Consider the following 17894-nt stretch of genomic DNA (forward strand, 5'->3'; position numbering starts at 1 on the left):
TAGAACTAGTTCAATCTATCTTCTACCCAATTAAATAAACCATTGCTAATCAATACCGAATACTTCGTCATCCAAATGTCGACTTCTTTCGGCGTAACAATAAGTCTTTGCGAACCAGATAACAATACTTCCTCAAATAGTTGCCTTCGTTCAGCCTTTGACCAAGTCGACCATTCTCCAAAAATCGGTCGAACAACATTTAAATCGACATCTGAATTTGAATCCGATGTCCAAGATGTGACAGAAAGTTTGCCAGAAGGCTTGTCTTTCTCTTGAATTTTTGTCGCAATGGAACGAAATACCTTATCTACCGCATCGGCAATAATAACCGTAGCATCAACGACCGTTGGAACACCGATTGCGGTTACAGGAATACCTAACACTTCTTTTGATATTTCTGCCCGCTGATTTCCGACACCTGACCCTGGATGAATTCCGGTATTAGTTATTTGGATTGTTTTACATAATCTAGCTGTTCCTCTCGTTGCTAAAGCATCGATGGCAATAACTAAATCGGGTTGAATTTTTTCTGCTAATGCAAGTACAAAATCACTCGTTTCAAACCCCGTCTGCCCAGTTACACCCGGAGCATATAAAATAAATTGTTCATTATGTTCTTCTAACTGTCTTGATTGCATTGCATCAATAGTAAACGGGCCTATCGCATCAGGTGTGATTGTCTTATTGCCGAGTCCAATTACTAATATTTTACTCTTCTTTGTTAACTTAATATTTTGATGAATTTCATCGATATATTTAACAAATGCTTTTTCCAACTGCTTCATACCATCGTGATCGTCAATATTCAATGTTGGAACAGTTAAGGTAAAATATTGCCCTTCTTTTTTTCCAATCTCTTTAGCTCCTTCTTGATTGACGGTCACCTTTGTCACTTTTACTCGATTTTCGTAAAATTCTTCAAATTTGACGCCTTCTGTCTCATCTAGTTTCTCTTTTTGTTGTTTCGTTTGATGTTGAACAACCTCTTCTGTTTCATCAATTAAATCGGTTCTATTCCAGATAATTTCTTGCATTTTTATCACCTCTTCTCTATCATGTTCAATCTGTCAAGTAAATATTCTTTGCATTTATGTATTGCAAATATAGATTACCTTTTGTATAATGTTTTTTGTTGTATTGACAAATGATATTTTTGAAAAATTGTCATCTCGTATTTCAACTAGGAGGTGAAAAAATGCCAAATATTAAATCAGCAATTAAACGTGTAAAAACTACGAAAAAAGCAAACGTTGCAAACGCTCAAGCTAAATCAGCAATGCGTACTGCTGTTAAAAAAGCTGAACAAGCAATCGCAAGCGGTGCTGAAAACGCTCAAGAATTAGTGATTCAAGCTACAAGAGCTCTTGATAAAGGAGTAAGCAAAGGAATCATTCATAAAAATGCTGCAAGCCGTAAAAAATCACGCCTTGCTAAAAAATTAGCTCAAGCTAACTAAACTAAAAAGATCAATTGTTTTAATAACAATTGATCTTTTTTCGTCCAAACTTAATTTATGAAAACACTTAGGCTGTATAAAAAGCATAGCACTTTTTACACAGCCTTTTTTGGATTCTTATTATGAATGCAAATTTATAAACTTTTTAATAAAAACATTTCCAAATATCTTTCCCGGTTTCCTCCAGTTGTTTTTAATAGGATATCAATTTCAGCAAGTTCATTTAGCGCCTTCAATAACCGCTCTTCACTTGGACGATCCCTTTTTTCTAGCATTAATTTTACTCTGTAAGGATGAATCTTCAATTGTTTCGAAATTTGTGTCGGAGGATAACCTTTCTTATGTAAATAGTAAACGTTATTCATCGTCCGTATATTGTTTGCTAATAAACCAACTAATTTTATGGGTTCTTCCTTTTGACGCAACAAGTCATGATAAATTCGAAGCGCTTCTGAAACGTTATGAGCAAGGTAAGCATTTAACATTTTAAACGCATCGTGTTCAAGGGTTTTTGCTACGAGATTTTCCACTAAATCACTTGTAATCATTTTATCTTCGCCTAAATAGAGAACAAGCTTTTCAATCTCCCTTTGAAGCTGATTCATATTTTCTCCAACCATTTCAACCAGCTTGTCTATAGCTTCGTCTTCAATTTTTTTCTCAAAGCTCGCAACCTCACTTTGAATCCAAACAGCTAAATCTTTTTCCCCTAGCGCTTCTGCATGAAGCATGACGGATAATTCCTTCATCAACTTTGTGATTTTTTTTCGTTCATCCAATTTTTCATATGGCGCTGTAAAGATTGTTACTGCAAAATCGGAAGGATGATTTAACCAGTTTTCTAGTCGCTTGACGTCATGCTCAACTTTTTCCGAACCTTTTTCGGCAGCTTTTAAAAAGGTTGCATTTTTCGCAATGATTAATTTACGATCTGATAAAAATGGATATGTATCCGCTTCATCTATGACAAAGTCGACCGGTGACTCTTCCAAGTCAAAAATCGTCATCTCCACTTCCTCGTGAACACTCAAGGCTTTTTTTATGCGTTCAATTGTTTCATCTATAAAGTAAGTTTCTTCGCCATAAATACAATATACTGGAGCGATTTTTCCATTTGCTATTTCTTTCCATGCTTTCGTAAACATTTCGTAAACCTCCAAACAATTCGTATCCATTAGTATACACGAATTATGAGAAGAACTGTATTTTTTGTATAAAATGTGTCAAAATAAAATAGAAATCAAAAAGAAATTCAATAATCTCTTATAGCTTTTTACTATCTATTGACTTATAATGGACTTTGAGTAGGAGGTTATCATATGGCAAATCATAATGAAAATTTCGTTACACATAACCCATTCGAAGGTGATAATGCTTCTTGCAAACGTAATGAAGCTATTGATGGTGCGGTTGGTTTCACGGTATCATTCTTATTTTTCACATTAATGTTCATTATTGCCGTAGTTATTGATGCTGTCGCTTAATATTTAATAGAGTGTAGACAAGGTTTCTCCCTTTGTCTACACTCTATTTTTCTTTTCAGTCAATAGTTGTTGTCACGGTTCTTATTTTCATTTCATGCGCTTTTGCGATAATTTCAATCGTCCCAACTTCCCCTGTCGTAAATGTTTTTAATCCCATTCGTTGAAATCGTTCTACAACTTCTTTATGAGGATGTCCAAATCGATTATTTTCTCCTGCACAAAAAATCGTGATTGCAGGCTGTAATTGTCGAATAAATTCTTCACTGCTGGAGGTCTTACTACCATGATGGCCTGCCTTCAATAAATCGATGGATGATAAAGTAGGATATATTGAAAGCAGCTTTTGTTCTCCCTCCTTTTCTAAATCCCCAGTAAACAATGCATGAAAATGACCTTGTTGAACATATAAAACGAGCGAACCATTATTCCCTTCATAATCCGTATCAAAAGGCCAAAGATATTGAAAAATCACTTCTCCATCACGCCATGCATTTCCAGCCATTTGTTCCTTAATAGGAACTTTTTGAATCTTTGCCTCAACCATTAAATCATTCATAACTGGCTTTTTCAAAGAAGAAGGCGTTACATGTATTTCTCGAACGCGAATCTCTTTTAATATTTCTTCAGCTCCTTCCACATGATCACTATCAGCATGTGTTAATATAAGCGTATCAATGCTTGAAATTCCCTTTCCTTTCAAATACGGAACGACTACTTGTCTTCCCACTTCATATCGAGTACCTTCTTTCCACTCCTCCTGTTGAAATCGTAAAACCCCTCCTGTATCAATCATGTACACTTTTTTTCGAAAAGGAAGTTCGATGACGATACAATCGCCTTGTCCAACATCCACAAAGGAAATAATTAAATGAGGGTTTATTTTTCCTTTAAAATGTAGTAGAAATACAGGAATTAGTAATACCAACACGATATATCGGATTTTTGCTCGACAATCGATGAAGTATAATGCCATCAACACACTGACATAAGCCAGTATCATCAAAAATAAGGAAGGTTTGCCTGGCACCCACATTTGGTAAGGCACAGATTGTAGTACGAAAGTAAATTTTGTTATGAGAAGCCGAAATGGTTCATACACTGTAAAAAATAGATTGGATAAAGGAATTGGAATAAATGAAAGGATTAATAAAACAATATTGATTGGCAAAATAAGAAAGGAAAACAGAGGCACATAAAATAGATTGACGATAAACGAGGAGATACTTAGTTCATAAAAATGATATAGCAATAGGGGATAAACGATTAACTGGCAAACAAAAGTAATGAAAAACGATTTTAACCACCAAGAATTAATCGAATGCAAAAATCTACTAGAATAAATTAAACTAGCTGTAGCTAAATAAGATAGTTGAAAGCCAACTTGATAGATGACCCATGGCTCAATCAACACAAAACCGATAAAACTGATGGAAAGAGCATCATCTATTGCAAGGCGACGTTTGTATCGTGAAATGATGATCAACTCCAGAACAGTTACTGCCCGCCAAACGGAAGGAGCTCCACCTGCTACAATCGCATAAATTGGCAATAGAATTATTAGAAGAATGGTCGCAATCTCTTGCCTTATACGCAAACGAATCAGCCCTTCATAAATAATGAAAGCAAAAATTGCAATGTGCAATCCCGAAATGGCGAACAAATGAGTAATACCTAATTTTTGATAAGCCCTCGTTGTTTCATCATCCACATCATCTTGTAAACCGATTAGTAAAGCTTTTGCTTCAGGAGCAAGAGATGTTGGAAACGTCTTTTCAATATGTTTTTTCAAATGAAAACGCATAACACGAATTTTTTGATGGAAAGATGATTTCGTGTCAATATATTGAAGCCTATGAATTTCGAAGATACCTGTCGCACCTTTACTTTTTAAATACTTTTTCATATTAAAACTATAGGGATGTTGGGGTCTATTAGGTTCCACCATTTCCCCTTCAACTAAGAATCCCTTTCCTTCTAAAGGCATCGATTCGAAAATATGTTTTTCTTCTTCAGAGCTGAGTTTATATGTCACATAGACTTTCCTACCATTTTCATCTTTCATCAACCCTTTTATCTTATCGCCATTTACTTTATATTCATGCGTCCACGTATAGATACCCGTCAAGATGATAGGCTTTTCTATTTCTTTTAATTGGGTAGAGAAATAGAGAAAAATACTAATACTACAAAATAAAAGTATAGTAATTTGCACTGGATGAAACTTTATCAAATAAGCATGCAAAACTAGCGGTATAAGTAACAATAAAAGCCATGTGGTCTCATGCGCACTGAGGGAGGCAATGAGCACCGACAAGGCATAGTAAATCCACTTATGTTGAAATATCAAATAACTCCTTCACCTTCTCTTCATATAAGGATAATTCTTCTTTATCGGCGCCACTTTGTCGTAACTTCTCCAACAAATCTAAAACTATTTGATATTTCTCGTCTTTTAAAAAGTCAATTTTTGATTTATTAAACGGCACATGAACAACATTTACTCCGGCTTTATTTAATATTTCGATAGCATAGGGATCATTTTTATAATCACTAGCATAGTAAACATTTTTAATGCCAGATTGGATGATTGCTTTAGTGCATTGCAAACAAGGAAAATGAGTGATATATATATCTGCTCCATTTGTTGAAATACCGTATTTTGCACATTGTAATAGAGCGTTAATTTCTGCATGGATTGTGCGCACACAATGGTTATCTCTTATATAACAACCTTCATCAATACAATGTTCATCACCTGATATGGAGCCGTTGTAACCTCCCGCAATGATTCGTTTATCCCGCACAATCGTAGCACCAACGCTCAAACGTGGACATGTGCTTCGTAAAGCCAATAAATGACTTTGAGCCATAAAATACTGATCCCAAGTAATGCGCTCCATATGATTACCTCCAAATGATTTCTATTTACTAGTATAGAAGAAAATAATTAAATATTAGTTATATCGTGATAAAATCCTTCAATTTTTCAAAGGTTTTTTCACCGATGCCAGAAACACTTTTTAAATCCTCGATTTTTTTAAACGGTCCATGTTCTTCACGATACTGGATGATTGCCTGAGCTTTTGAAGGACCGATTCCTGGCAAAGTTATTAATTTGGACTCATCGGCGGTGTTAATGTTTACTAACGACTCTTTCTTGCTTGATGAATGGCTTTGTTGAAGAGCTTGTCCTAACGGTTGGTATTCTTCATCCCGAAGAAGTTCACCTTTTTTTGGTATATAAATAACCATCTCATCTTGCAATTTTTGTGCATGATTAATATAGTTTGAATCAGCTTCTTCTGCATAACCGCCCGCTAATTGAATGGCATCGATAATTCGATCTTCTGTTGTTAATTCATATACGCCGGGAAATTTTACAGCCCCTTTTACATCAACAATGACTTTTGTAGAAGTGGATTCTTCCGATTGAAGGGTTTCCATATCATCGAAAATTTGTGGTTGAGGAATGGTTGAAACGAGTTCAGCGTCATCCGAACTGTCTTGCTGAAGTAAATAGATAGCAATGAATAGGCAAAGGATTCCAGGTGCTACAAGCATTTTTCCATACTTCTTTAAGAAATCGTGGAAAATCATAGAGCACCCCTTCTAGAAGGTAAATCATATGGAGTCACCTTTATCATACTCGATTTACCTTCTAAAGAAAAGATGTCATTTCACTGCACGAATAAAAATACGTTCACTCGTGTTGGTAGGTGATTGGTCTTCCCAATCAGCAGTTATAAATATTTGTGAAAAACCAACTTCCTTTAACCAATTTTCATAAGTTTCAATTGAAAAGGTTCTCTGATAATGTTGTTCATCAAAACGCTCATAAAGATTCGTTAAATCTTCCATTACAAAAAATGTGATGTCATGAACAACAGAATGCTCTTCTTCCCCTTTTTCTGTATACCAGATATAGAAAATATCGCCGTCATCATACGTAAAAGGGCTTTGTAAAAAGATTTCATCCATTTTATAAATGGAATGGACATCAAAAAATAGTTGACCTCCCACACGTAAAGTTGAATATACTCTTTTGAACGTTTCTTTCACTTGTTTTTCACTTTGTAAGTAATTGATTGAATCAATGGGAATGACAACAACATCTATATTTGAAAAGCCCTCTAAATCATCCATTGACATTTGGTAAAACGGTATCGTCAAATCCTCTTTTTGGGACCGTTCTTGAGCAATTGTAAGCATTGATTCAGATAAATCAATGCCACTAACTTGATAACCCGCTTTACTAAACAGTATCGATAATGTACCAGTCCCGCATCCGACATCTAATAATGTGGGATAATTGGAACTTGGTGCAAAGGCAGTAACCCACTTAACATACTGATCATATGGGATGTCTTCCATGAGAACATCGTACACTTCGGCAAAACGTTCGTAACTATTCACTGACACTCGGCACTTCGATTTGTGGTGCATCTCCCCATAATCGTTCTAAATTATAGAATTGTCGTTCTTCCTTATTGAATACATGAACGACCATATCACCTAAATCGATTAAAATCCAACGAGCAGAATCGTATCCTTCCATTCTTCTAACATCAAAGCCATTTTCTTCAGCTTTTTCCTTCACTTCTCTAGCAATCGCTTGAATTTGACGGTCTGAATTTCCATGACAAATAATAAAATAATCTGCCAGTAATGAAATGTTTTTCATATTTAAAATGACGATATCTTCTGCACGCTTATCGTCTAATGCTTTATAAACTACTTGCAACAAATCTACCATTGAGTCACAATTCCTCTCCTTTTTGTATTTACTATCTATTTTTTCGAATTGTCAAAAAAGCTAAACAAATTATTTATAATAATGATTATAACATTCGATGGAATCAGGGAAAATCGGCTGCTTTGTATGAACTAAAAAGGCAATGGAATGACGAATACATGCACACATCGCTTGATTTAAATCTTGTTGTGCTTTATTTCTTAACTTTTCTACTCCATCAAATGATCGATTCGGTTCAATCATATCGGCAATATAAATAATTTTCTCCAATTTCGACATGCCTGCTCTACCTGTCGTATGGAAACGAATGGCATTTAAAATATCTTCATTGGATATATGAAATTCATGTTCGGCAATCCAAGCACCTACAGGACCATGTAAAATTTCTGGCCCCCAATCCAACAATCTTGTATCCAGACCGTGTTCCTTTACGATATTTTTCATCCAATCTTCATCCGCATATTTCGCAACATCATGCAAAATGGCAGCTGTTTCTGCTGCTTTCACATCTGCTCCATATAGTTCAGCTAATTGAATTGCCGTTTCCATTACTCCTATTGTATGAATATAGCGCTTTTCTGGCATTCGAGATTTAATTCGATTCAATAATTCACTTCGCTCCATAAAGTCCTTCCTTTCGAATATAAGCTTCCACTTCCGGTGGTAATAGAAATCTTAATGTTCCACCTGTGGCAAACCGTTCACGTATTAATGTGGAAGATAAAGCTATATCTGGAGCTTCTACCATAATAATGTTATAAGGTGACTCCGACTTGGCACCAGGGCGCTTAATACCAACAAACTGAACAATTTTTACGAGTTCATCGATATGATGCCAAGTGTGGAGGGTATCAATCATATCTCCACCAATAATAAAATAAAACTCGACATCCGGCTCTCTTTCTCTTAATGCCACCATCGTGTCATAAGTATAAGAAACTCCACCACGTTCCAGTTCAATCGTTTCCACCGTAAATTCTTTATAAGGTTTTATTAGTAATTGCACCATTTGCAGGCGATTTTCATTAGTTGATTCGTCTTCCTTTTTTTTATGTGGAGCAATTGCGTTTGGCATAAAGCGGACTTCATCAAGTTGTAAGGCATGATACACTTCATTTGCCATGATTAAATGTCCGATATGTGGAGGATTAAAAGTTCCTCCTAATATGCCGACTTTTTTCATTAAAGAACACCTGACTTTAAAATTTATTTAGGTAATTGAATTCTTTTATTTTTCTTTGAAGGTTTATATAACACAACTGTAAGACCAATTAATTGTACAAGTTCAGAACTTGTTCCCGAAGCCAATGTTTCTGCTACATCGTGTTTATCTTCTTCACAATTATCTAGAATGCGAACTTTAATAAGCTCTCTAGCTTCAAGAGCATCTTCTATTTGGCGAAGCATTTGTTCATTCACTCCGCCCTTCCCTACTTGAAAGATCGGATTTAAATGGTGGGCTTCTGCCCGCAAAAATCTTTTTTGTTTACCTGTAAGCATAGGTTCCTCCTAGTAATCTATTTTAATTGCTCTATTAATTTCTCCATCATTTTTTCGGTGTTTGGATATTGACCTAGCCAATGGTTAAATGCGATTGCTCCCTGATGAATAAACATTCCTAGCCCAGTTACAATCTTTGCTTGTCGTTTTTCAGCTTCTAACAGGAAAGGCGTCATTAACGGATTATACACAATATCGGCAACAATTGTTCCCTCTTGTAATCGATCCAATGAAATTGGGAGCTTGTTTTCTCCAGTTGAAAGCCCTAGAGAAGTTGCTTGAATAATAATACCATATTGATCTAATTGTTTTTCTGCTTGTTCAAGAGAAAGAGCAATCCCTTCACCGAGTTCTTGGATGATTGCTTCTGCTTTTGAAACAGTGCGATTGGCAATATGGATTTGTTCATAACCATATTGCTGCAACGCAAAAGCAATTCCCCTGCTTGCTCCTCCAGCTCCAATCATAAGCACTTTCTTCTCTTTGTTCTTTCCGACCGCCTCTTCTAAAGCATGTACAAAACCAGCACCATCGGTATTATAACCTTTTAATGAGCCATCATTTTGTCTAACAACTGTGTTGACTGCCCCCATCTTTTGAGCAATCGGATCGATGTCATCTAATAAAGGTATAATGGATTCCTTATGGGGAATTGTCACGTTCCATCCACTAGCACCTAGCAATTTTAAAGCAGCAACGGCTTCCTCCAATTGTTCGCTTTTCACGTGGATTGGAATGTAAGTCGCATCAATTCCCATTTCATGGAACCACGTATTATGCATGAACGGCGATTTTGAATGAGCGATCGGATCACCAATAACAGCAAACCATTTCTTCATTACCTAACCCTCTTCCAATACTTAAATTAAAGAAGAACGTATAAATACTTCTACACCTTTAGGCGCATGACAAGCAACGACAACATTTGGTTGTTGCACTGTAATCCACCCTAGCCCGGAAATGACGATATCTGTTTTACCTTCTTTTATCGAAAACTCGTGACGAACCATTGGAGGTAATTGGTTGATATACTCTTCCGAAGGCGGAGATAATAACTTGCCTCGGTGTTCATCATATAATGCATCGGCTTTTTCCAATTTCGTACGATGGATTGGAAGTTCGTTTGATACATACACAGTAAACGAGTTGCGATTACCTTTAATAAAATCAAATCGAGCTAGTCCACCGATAAATAATGTCTGTTCAGCATTTAATTGATACACTTTTGGCTTAATTTCCTTCTTCGGTGTAATATACTTTAATTCACTTTCATGAATATGATGAGCCATTTGGTGATGATTGATAATACCGGGCGTATCGTAAATTGCTTTTCCATCTTCCATTGGAATTTCAATCATATCTAGAGTTGTTCCAGGGAAATGAGATGTTGTAATTAAATTCCCTTCTCCAGTAGCGCGTTTGATAATGCGATTAATAAATGTAGACTTTCCTACATTGGTACAACCGACTACGAATACATCTTTTCCTTCACGATATTGATCGATTGTTTCAATGACTTCATCCATTCCGTGTCCTTTATGGGCACTTACTAGTTTTACCTCGACAGGATGTAATCCAAATTCTCGTGAAGCTCTCTTTAGCCAACGTACCACTTTTTCTCGTTTCACAGATTTCGGTAACAAATCCGATTTATTTGCTACTAGTAATACTGGATTATTTCCAACAAATCGATGAATACCTGGAATGAAGCTTCCATTAAAATCAAAGATATCTACAATTTTTACAATCAGTCCATCATGATTTCCTAAGCCATTTAATATTCTTAAAAAATCATCATCAGTTAATCGTACCGGTTGAATCTCGTTATAGTTTTTTAATCGAAAACATCTTTGGCAAATTACTGTTTCTTTTTCTAACGTTTTTGGCGGCGCATAGCCTGTTTCTTCTGGATTTTCCGTTTGAATTTTTACACCGCAGCCAATACAAGTTGGCATTTCTGTCATTATTGTTCCTCCCACATCGTAATTCCTTTTCTTTTTAATACTTTGAATAAGCGTCTTTCAACAAAACGGTTAAAGCGCGTAACAAAGCCATCCGACTCCGCTACAGGTCGAACTAAAAAAGTATAAAGTTGCAATCGTTTTGCACCTAAAATATCGGTAAGCAACTGATCGCCTACCATTGCCACTTCATTTCTATTTAATTGCAATTTATGAAGAGCAGCTTTATAAGCTTGTCCAAGCGGTTTTTTTGCACGATAAATATACGGTATTTTCAATGGTTCTGCAAACCGTTTTACTCTTTCTTCGTTGTTATTGGAAGCAATGATGATTTGGATACCTGCTTCTTGCATCAATCTCATCCATTCTGCAATTTCTTTCGTCGCGTCCTTTCGATTCCATTCGATTAATGTATTATCCAAATCGGTGATTATACCTCGAATTCCAAGTGATTTTAATTTTTCTGGAGTAATTTCAAACACTGATGCAACAAATTCATTTGGTAAAAATAACTTGTACAAAATCTTTTCCCCTCTTACAAAAATTTATTTCCCATTATAGCATATCCTTCAATTTGAAACCTATGTAGCACGAACATAACGATGGAACTCAATGCTACTCACATAATACTACAACAATTGAAACATTTACTAAACTATCAAATGTTAAACAGTTCTTTCAAGCCTTTTCTTATGAATTTTACTTTTTTCTACAGAATAAGCGTCGTTACGCATTTTTTCATACTTCAATTCATATAATGTCGAAAAAAGCGGAAAGGATGACCTCCTTGAGCGGAATATTGGCATCACTGATTCAGCTTTGGTTAGATATTCCCGCATTTCTAGGATACCTTAAAGGTCAGGCATTTCATAAACCATTCACATCAGAAGAAGAAGCAAAAGCGATTGAACGATTTTTAGCGGGCGATGAGCAAGCGCGACTTGATTTAATTGAACGAAATATGCGGCTTGTTGCCCATGTGGTCAAAAAGTTCCATCCCCCACACGAACAATTAGACGATTATATTTCAATTGGAACAATCGGGTTAATGAAAGCTGTGAGCAGTTTTACACCAGATAAAAAAACTCGTCTCGCAACATATGCAGCCCGTTGCATTGAAAATGAAATACTCATGCACCTTCGAGCACAAAAAAAAGTGCAAAAAGATGTATCTTTGTTTGAACCTATTGGGGTGGATAAAGAGGGACAATCTTTGCAAATACGAGACATCTTACAACTAGATGAAAAACCTGCAATCGAAAAAATCGAACAAAAAGAAAATTTCGAACAATTGTATACGTATCTCAATACATTGGATACGAGAGAGTTGGAAATTATAATTTACCGTTACGGATTAAATAATGAAGAACCTTTGACTCAAAAAGAAATTGCAAAAAAATTAAACATATCCCGAAGTTATGTATCTCGAATTGAAAAAAGAGCTCTTGTGAAATTGTACCAACAATTTAAACATAATCAAAATGAAAGAGAACGGGAAAAAAAGTAAAACAATGAGGGGCTGTCCAGAAAGTCGAACACTTTCTGAACAGCCTTACTTCTTATAGTAATTTTCTCTTAAAAACTTTGCTCCCGCGGTGTCACAAAACGCGCCTCCTCGCCGCATTTTATCTGCGGCTAAGTTTGTGCGACAGCCCCAATTTATCTGCGGCGAAAGCTTGTGCGACAGCCGTAAAGGGGGCGTCTCACAATAACTTTTCAGACGCCCCCTTAATTTTTATATAAATAGAAAAAGCTCATTTAAATATTAATTTAAACGAGCTAATTGTTTATTATTTTGATTTTACAGAACCGTCATTTGCACCGTACCAAGCAATCAATCCAACAAGTGCAGTAATTGTTACAGAAACTAACATTAATGTTAACATCATACCTTTACCTCCTCCAAAAATGCATAACGAGCTTACATATATATTACTTTTTACCAAATGATGCAGTCAAGACCTTCTAGAATCCTTATAATTTCTCTATCGTTTTCAGAACAATTGCAGTTGAATGTTTCGCCGCCAATGGTAAAAACTCATCAAATGAAATGTCGGATTCTTTCCCTGCAATATCCGATAAGGCGCGAATGACTACAAATGGCGTTTGAAATTGATAACATACTTGGGCAACCGCAGCAGCTTCCATTTCACATGCTTTCATTTGCGGAAAATGTTTTCGAACCGCTTCTACTCGTTCAGGATCATACATAAAAGAATCACCGGAACAAATGAGCCCTACTCCATATTGATGTTCCCCTACTTCTTTTACCGACTCAACAGCCAGTTTCATTAATTTTTCATCTGCTTTGTAAGCAGGTGGCATTTGCGGTACTTGCCCCATTTCATATTTAAAAACAGTGCAATCCACATCATGGTGTCTAACTTCATCTGATATTACAACGGAACCTACTTCTAAATTAGGGTCATAGCCGCCAGCAGAACCTGTATTGATAACAACATCTGGTTGAAAATGATGAAGTAAAATCGTCGTTGACATGGCAGCATTTACTTTTCCAATTCCGCTTTTCAGTAAAACGACATCTTTTCCATTATATGTACCAGTAGTATATTCACAATTTGCAATGGTCGTAACGGTTTTATTTTCTAATGCTTCTCGCAATAATTCAACTTCTTCTTCCATTGCACCGATAACTGCAATTTTCATATTTTAATTCCTCCTTGAAATCCACATCTATTCCAACTTAATGGAAATATCCATTGCAGTCAATTCATTACTTATACGTGCCATCAATTTTTTTTAGTATTTCAACTTTAATTGGAATCCATCCTGCATTTTCAATCCATTTTATGTGAACTCGATATTTTTCTGATTGATCTTTTGATGATACAACGGCAACTGCCCCTTTTCCTGTGCCATCATTTCTTACAGACCAATAAATAATATTATCTTCTTGTAATTCCACAGCGTTTCGAATCGTCAATAATTTTTCTTCATAATCCACATGGCCTTCTTCAAAAGCAGAAACATGCTCACCAGTTTGTCTCGTAGGCGTCACTTGCCAGTTATTATTAACAATGACTTTTTCCACATTGGCATCTGAGGAAGTAGACACGATAATTTCATCATTGTTTTCATCATGAATGGACGAATTGTCTTCTTGCAGATTATTTGGCTCTTCTTCTTTATCCTTTTTACCATCCTGCTCCTCCAATTCTTCACTATCTTCATGTTCTTTTAATTCTTCCACTTTCGAATCCTCTCTAGCCACTTCATCTTCTTCATCATCTTTTACGATGAAATAAATATTGATCACAATTAACGTAAATACAATGGCTATCATTACATTGAGTATACGATTCATTTTTCGTTTATTATCTGAATAACGTTTCATTCTACGGCTATTTAATTCTTGTTTTTCCTTCGCCATATGATTCCTCCTTATATTTCTTTTTCCATATTACCAAGAAATTGAGATAAACAAATACTTCCACTAAATTTTTAATATTGTTGTCATATAAATATTACAAATGAAAAAAGACTGTCTAGAAAGTCGAACACTTTCTGAACAGCCTTACTTCTTATAGTAATATTCTCTTAAAAACTTTGCTCCTGCCGTGGTCACAAAACGCGCCTCCTCGCCGCAATTTATCTGCGGCGAAAGCTCTAGCGACAGCCGCAATTTATCTGCGGCTAAGCTCTTGCGACAGCCGCAAAGGGGGCGTCTCACAATGACTTTTCAGACGCCCCTTTTTTATACATTAGTCGTTTGAAGAACGAATTGCTACGATTTTAACTTCCATTTCGCCGCCAGGAGTTGTTAATTTCACCACATCTCCAACTTTATGACCTAATAATGCTTTCGCGATTGGAGAATCGTTCGAAATTTTTCCTTCAAAAGGATCTGCTTCTGCAGAACCAACGATTACATACTCTTCTTCTTCGCCATCCGGCAATTCAATAAATGTTACCGCTTTACCAAGGGTAACGATATCTGCATCTTCTTCGCTTTCTTCAATAATCACTGCGTTACGCAACATATTTTCAATTGCAGAAATACGCCCTTCTACAAATGCTTGTTCTTCTTTTGCAGAATCATACTCGGAGTTTTCAGATAAATCTCCAAAACCACGAGCAACTTTAATGCGTTCTACAACTTCTTTTCTTTTTTCTGTTTTCAAATATTCAAGTTCTTTTTCTAATTTTTCTTTACCCGCTAAAGTCATTGGGTATTGTTTTTCGTTTGACAAGACACTCACTCCTTAAGAAACATCACTTTTTTCATCCAATCACATTACCATATTTTGTAATGCAATCGTTTTCTTTTTCTGAAGAAAAATTTCTTATATATGATAAAACCCGGTTATTAGAAAAGCATATGTTGCCTTTGGACAATTTAGAAGAATCCAACGGACGCTTTCTAATAACCGAATTTTATTTCAACAATATATCAAATTGTCATTTAATAGTGAATAATGTAAAAATCATGCAAAAGAATCAATACCATACTCATCATATTATACTATGAGTTTTGTTTCAAGAGCAGTTCTTATTTATTTTTTCTTCTCATCATATTGTATCGGTGAAGTGGTTTTTCGACTTTAAATTTCACGATTTGAAGTGGGTGGTTCGCCACCTCAATCGGTTCATTCTCTTCATTCCACATTTGACCGACTGTCATAGTAAATGTATCGATTTCTGGACCGAAGAATTCTACCGTATCTCCTGTTTTGAAGTAATTGCGCTGCTGCAATGTAACCATTTGTGTTTCTTCATCATAATCAAATACAAATCCAGCAAAATCCCATTCCGGCTTCTTCGCATGGAAACCAAACATTTGTTGTTTATAGCTTGGTTCCCCTTCAAAGAAGGCTGAAGCTGTGGCGCGGTTAGCACAACGATCCAACTCTTCCAGCCATTCCCGTTTAATTTTGAAGTTATCCGGATCGGCACAATAGCTGTCAATCACTTTACGGTAAACGGAAATTACTGTCGCCACATAGTGGATGGATTTCATGCGCCCTTCTACTTTTAATGAATCAATTCCTAATTCTATCATATGAGGAATGGATTCAATTAATTTTAAATCTTTCGGGCTCATTGCAAAAGGTGCGTCTCCTTCATTAAATAAAGGCTTTTCTTCCCCATTTACATTTTCATATAGATCATAATCCCAACGGCAGCTTTGACAACAACCACCACGGTTTGAGTCACGAGCTGTCATGTGATTTGATAACACACAACGCCCAGAATACGCAATACACATAGCACCGTGAACGAATGTTTCAATCTCAATATCCACTTTTTCTTTGATTAGACGAATCTCTTCCGCACCTACTTCACGGGCTAAAACAACCCGATCCAAACCTTCAGATTTCCAGTATTTTACCGCTTTCCAGTTCGATAAAGATTGCTGAGTTGAAAGATGGATTTCCAACTCTGGCGCTACTCTTTTACATGTTTCAATAATTAATGGATCTGCTACAATGATTCCTTTTACACCTACGTCAGCAATTGCACGCAAATATTCTTCTAGGCCTGCCATATTTTCATTGTGGGCAAAAATATTTGTTGTTACATAAATTACTGCACCATATTTTTTGGCAAACTCAACACCTTCACGCATTTCTTCAATGGTGAAATTATCTGCATTGGAACGCAATCCAAATTCTTGACCACCGATAAATACTGCATCAGCACCGTAATGCACAGCTACTTTTAATTTTTCTAAACTACCCGCAGGAGCAAGTAATTCCGGCTTTTTCGTAATAATGCGTTTGCCATTTATTGTTTCACGAATGCTTTCATTTTCAATTAATTGTAACAATGGAGATCCCCCTTTCTTAATAAACTGTTTCCTTATAAATAAATCCAGTATCTAATGGACGTAATGGTGGTTGAATTGCTTTAATTTTTTCGAATAATTCATCTTTTATTTCATCATAAGCATCTTCCCCTTCATCGAAATAAGCATCAATTGCTTGTCGATAAAGGCTTGTTACTGTCGTAATATATTCTTCAGTTTGCAAAATTCCATCAATCTTCAACGAATCGATTCCCGCTTCGAAAAACTCTGTTAATTCATCAATTAAACAAATATCATTTGGCGAGAAAATATGCGTTCCATTCAAGTCTTCATATATCGGATATTTGTTGTTACGTTCTTTATCGTGTAAGAACATGTTTTTATTTTCTTTTCGATTTTCAATTTCCATTACTTCTCCTCGGTAAAGGAAATAGTTTCCTAATAATTTCCGTTTTGATTGGAACATGCAAGTCATCCCATGTACTTGTACTTCAATTTCATATTTGGAGTTTTCTTTTATTTCTAAAATCTCATCAAGGGATAACTCACGGGCTAATACTGCACGCTTCGCTCCTCGTTCTCCCCAATAATTTACTTGGAACCAGTTTGTTGCTGTTGTTTCTGGATTCCAATGTAGGGGAATTGTAATACCAAATTCTCGAACTGACATGAGAACTGCAGGGTCACCGAATAAAATCGCATCAGGTCCAATTTGTTGTAATTGTTTTAAATATTCATCCAACGCATCAATGCGATCATTATGGAATAAAGCATTGCAAGAAACATAAACTTTCTTACCTGCTTCGTGGATGATTTGCGTGGCTTCTTTTACTTCGTCAATGGAAAATTCTCCGGCAAGTCTCAATCCAAATTTTTGTTCACCGATAACAAATGCATCGGCACCAGCCTCGATTAATTCTTTAATATGGGGTATTGATTTAGGCGTCACGAGTAATTCTGGTTTTTTCAAATG

The 17894-nt window shown here is 35.9% G+C and carries 21 protein-coding genes; 3 read left to right on the top strand and 18 right to left on the bottom strand.

Annotation, left to right across the window (positions count from 1 at the left end; translation table 11 throughout):
* Positions 1 to 5 precede the first annotated feature (5 nt).
* Positions 6 to 1034, bottom strand: a complete 1029-nt coding sequence (gene gpr / locus NST98_RS04550; protein WP_340714548.1) for a GPR endopeptidase — start codon at positions 1032 to 1034, stop codon at positions 6 to 8.
* A 161-nt stretch (positions 1035 to 1195) separates the two neighbouring features.
* Between gpr and rpsT the strand changes: the two genes are divergently transcribed.
* Complete coding sequence (rpsT, locus tag NST98_RS04555; RefSeq protein ID WP_016838584.1) at positions 1196 to 1456, top strand: 30S ribosomal protein S20; 261 nt, start codon at positions 1196 to 1198, stop codon at positions 1454 to 1456.
* 134 nt (positions 1457 to 1590) lie between these two features.
* On the opposite strand, the gene holA is transcribed toward rpsT, so the two are convergent.
* The gene (holA, locus tag NST98_RS04560; protein ID WP_339288383.1) at positions 1591 to 2601 is read right to left on the bottom strand and encodes a DNA polymerase III subunit delta; all 1011 of its coding nucleotides are present in this window, start codon (positions 2599 to 2601) and stop codon (positions 1591 to 1593) included.
* Between the two features lie 174 nt (positions 2602 to 2775).
* Here holA and NST98_RS04565 point away from each other — a divergent pair, with 174 nt between their 5' ends.
* Positions 2776 to 2940, top strand: coding sequence for a YqzM family protein (locus NST98_RS04565; protein WP_340714549.1), 165 nt, complete (start codon positions 2776 to 2778; stop codon positions 2938 to 2940).
* A gap of 55 nt (positions 2941 to 2995) precedes the next feature.
* Here the strand turns inward: NST98_RS04565 and NST98_RS04570 are convergent, their stop codons facing one another.
* The 11 genes from NST98_RS04570 to NST98_RS04620 form a co-directional block, all read right to left on the bottom strand.
* Positions 2996 to 5065 (bottom strand): DNA internalization-related competence protein ComEC/Rec2, encoded by a 2070-nt coding sequence (locus tag NST98_RS04570; RefSeq protein WP_340714550.1) that lies wholly within the window; start codon positions 5063 to 5065, stop codon positions 2996 to 2998.
* 205 nt (positions 5066 to 5270) lie between these two features.
* Entirely contained in the window at positions 5271 to 5840 is a 570-nt protein-coding gene (locus tag NST98_RS04575; RefSeq protein WP_016838588.1) for a ComE operon protein 2, read from the bottom strand.
* Positions 5841 to 5898: 58 nt separating this feature from the next.
* Entirely contained in the window at positions 5899 to 6537 is a 639-nt protein-coding gene (locus NST98_RS04580; protein ID WP_340714551.1) for a helix-hairpin-helix domain-containing protein, read from the bottom strand.
* 75 nt (positions 6538 to 6612) lie between these two features.
* Positions 6613 to 7353 (bottom strand): class I SAM-dependent DNA methyltransferase, encoded by a 741-nt coding sequence (locus tag NST98_RS04585; protein ID WP_340705394.1) that lies wholly within the window; start codon positions 7351 to 7353, stop codon positions 6613 to 6615.
* Complete coding sequence (gene rsfS, locus NST98_RS04590; RefSeq protein WP_168412852.1) at positions 7346 to 7693, bottom strand: ribosome silencing factor; 348 nt, start codon at positions 7691 to 7693, stop codon at positions 7346 to 7348. The genes NST98_RS04585 and rsfS overlap by 8 nt, the downstream gene beginning before the upstream one ends.
* A 69-nt stretch (positions 7694 to 7762) precedes the next feature.
* Positions 7763 to 8317 (bottom strand): bis(5'-nucleosyl)-tetraphosphatase (symmetrical) YqeK, encoded by a 555-nt coding sequence (gene yqeK, locus NST98_RS04595; RefSeq protein WP_016838592.1) that lies wholly within the window; start codon positions 8315 to 8317, stop codon positions 7763 to 7765.
* A complete protein-coding gene (locus NST98_RS04600; RefSeq protein ID WP_016838593.1) occupies positions 8304 to 8876 on the bottom strand; it encodes a nicotinate-nucleotide adenylyltransferase in 573 nt (190 codons plus the stop codon). Before NST98_RS04600 ends, yqeK begins: the two co-directional genes overlap by 14 nt.
* 23 nt (positions 8877 to 8899) lie before the next feature.
* A complete protein-coding gene (yhbY, locus tag NST98_RS04605) occupies positions 8900 to 9193 on the bottom strand; it encodes a ribosome assembly RNA-binding protein YhbY (RefSeq protein ID WP_340714552.1) in 294 nt (97 codons plus the stop codon).
* Between the two features lie 17 nt (positions 9194 to 9210).
* On the bottom strand, positions 9211 to 10032 hold the full coding sequence (gene aroE / locus NST98_RS04610) for a shikimate dehydrogenase (RefSeq protein WP_340714553.1): 822 nt from the start codon (positions 10030 to 10032) through the stop codon (positions 9211 to 9213).
* A gap of 21 nt (positions 10033 to 10053) precedes the next feature.
* Positions 10054 to 11157, bottom strand: coding sequence for a ribosome biogenesis GTPase YqeH (gene yqeH, locus NST98_RS04615; RefSeq protein ID WP_016838596.1), 1104 nt, complete (start codon positions 11155 to 11157; stop codon positions 10054 to 10056).
* Positions 11157 to 11675, bottom strand: a complete 519-nt coding sequence (locus NST98_RS04620; protein ID WP_340705391.1) for a YqeG family HAD IIIA-type phosphatase — start codon at positions 11673 to 11675, stop codon at positions 11157 to 11159. The genes yqeH and NST98_RS04620 overlap by 1 nt, the downstream gene beginning before the upstream one ends.
* Positions 11676 to 11941: 266 nt before the next feature.
* Here NST98_RS04620 and sigK point away from each other — a divergent pair, with 266 nt between their 5' ends.
* The gene (gene sigK / locus NST98_RS04625) at positions 11942 to 12661 is read left to right on the top strand and encodes an RNA polymerase sporulation sigma factor SigK (RefSeq protein ID WP_340715670.1); all 720 of its coding nucleotides are present in this window, start codon (positions 11942 to 11944) and stop codon (positions 12659 to 12661) included.
* 467 nt (positions 12662 to 13128) lie between these two features.
* Here the strand turns inward: sigK and mtnN are convergent, their stop codons facing one another.
* From mtnN to NST98_RS04650, 5 genes are all read right to left on the bottom strand, one after another.
* A complete protein-coding gene (mtnN, locus tag NST98_RS04630; RefSeq protein ID WP_340714554.1) occupies positions 13129 to 13821 on the bottom strand; it encodes a 5'-methylthioadenosine/S-adenosylhomocysteine nucleosidase in 693 nt (230 codons plus the stop codon).
* A gap of 67 nt (positions 13822 to 13888) precedes the next feature.
* Entirely contained in the window at positions 13889 to 14545 is a 657-nt protein-coding gene (locus NST98_RS04635) for a YrrS family protein (RefSeq protein WP_340714555.1), read from the bottom strand.
* Between the two features lie 331 nt (positions 14546 to 14876).
* Complete coding sequence (greA, locus tag NST98_RS04640; protein ID WP_016838602.1) at positions 14877 to 15365, bottom strand: transcription elongation factor GreA; 489 nt, start codon at positions 15363 to 15365, stop codon at positions 14877 to 14879.
* Between the two features lie 299 nt (positions 15366 to 15664).
* Positions 15665 to 16930, bottom strand: coding sequence for a peptidase U32 family protein (locus tag NST98_RS04645; RefSeq protein WP_340705521.1), 1266 nt, complete (start codon positions 16928 to 16930; stop codon positions 15665 to 15667).
* Between the two features lie 28 nt (positions 16931 to 16958).
* Positions 16959 to 17891 (bottom strand): peptidase U32 family protein, encoded by a 933-nt coding sequence (locus NST98_RS04650; protein WP_340435307.1) that lies wholly within the window; start codon positions 17889 to 17891, stop codon positions 16959 to 16961.
* Positions 17892 to 17894 lie beyond the last annotated feature (3 nt).

The sequence above is a fragment of the Ureibacillus sp. FSL W8-0352 genome, from assembly GCF_038004345.1.
GTDB classification, from domain to species: domain Bacteria; phylum Bacillota; class Bacilli; order Bacillales_A; family Planococcaceae; genus Ureibacillus; species Ureibacillus thermosphaericus.

Excerpts from the sequence above, each read along its gene's own strand:
- gpr (WP_340714548.1), bottom strand. The coding sequence starts at position 1,034 with ATGCAAGAAATTATCTGGAATAGAACCGATTTAATTGATGAAACAGAA.
- rpsT (WP_016838584.1), top strand. The coding sequence starts at position 1,196 with ATGCCAAATATTAAATCAGCAATTAAACGTGTAAAAACTACGAAAAAA.
- holA (WP_339288383.1), bottom strand. The coding sequence starts at position 2,601 with ATGTTTACGAAAGCATGGAAAGAAATAGCAAATGGAAAAATCGCTCCA.
- NST98_RS04565 (WP_340714549.1), top strand. The coding sequence starts at position 2,776 with ATGGCAAATCATAATGAAAATTTCGTTACACATAACCCATTCGAAGGT.
- NST98_RS04575 (WP_016838588.1), bottom strand. The coding sequence starts at position 5,840 with ATGGAGCGCATTACTTGGGATCAGTATTTTATGGCTCAAAGTCATTTA.
- NST98_RS04580 (WP_340714551.1), bottom strand. The coding sequence starts at position 6,537 with ATGATTTTCCACGATTTCTTAAAGAAGTATGGAAAAATGCTTGTAGCA.
- rsfS (WP_168412852.1), bottom strand. The coding sequence starts at position 7,693 with ATGGTAGATTTGTTGCAAGTAGTTTATAAAGCATTAGACGATAAGCGT.
- yqeK (WP_016838592.1), bottom strand. The coding sequence starts at position 8,317 with ATGGAGCGAAGTGAATTATTGAATCGAATTAAATCTCGAATGCCAGAA.
- NST98_RS04600 (WP_016838593.1), bottom strand. The coding sequence starts at position 8,876 with ATGAAAAAAGTCGGCATATTAGGAGGAACTTTTAATCCTCCACATATC.
- yhbY (WP_340714552.1), bottom strand. The coding sequence starts at position 9,193 with ATGCTTACAGGTAAACAAAAAAGATTTTTGCGGGCAGAAGCCCACCAT.
- aroE (WP_340714553.1), bottom strand. The coding sequence starts at position 10,032 with ATGAAGAAATGGTTTGCTGTTATTGGTGATCCGATCGCTCATTCAAAA.
- yqeH (WP_016838596.1), bottom strand. The coding sequence starts at position 11,157 with ATGACAGAAATGCCAACTTGTATTGGCTGCGGTGTAAAAATTCAAACG.
- mtnN (WP_340714554.1), bottom strand. The coding sequence starts at position 13,821 with ATGAAAATTGCAGTTATCGGTGCAATGGAAGAAGAAGTTGAATTATTG.
- NST98_RS04635 (WP_340714555.1), bottom strand. The coding sequence starts at position 14,545 with ATGGCGAAGGAAAAACAAGAATTAAATAGCCGTAGAATGAAACGTTAT.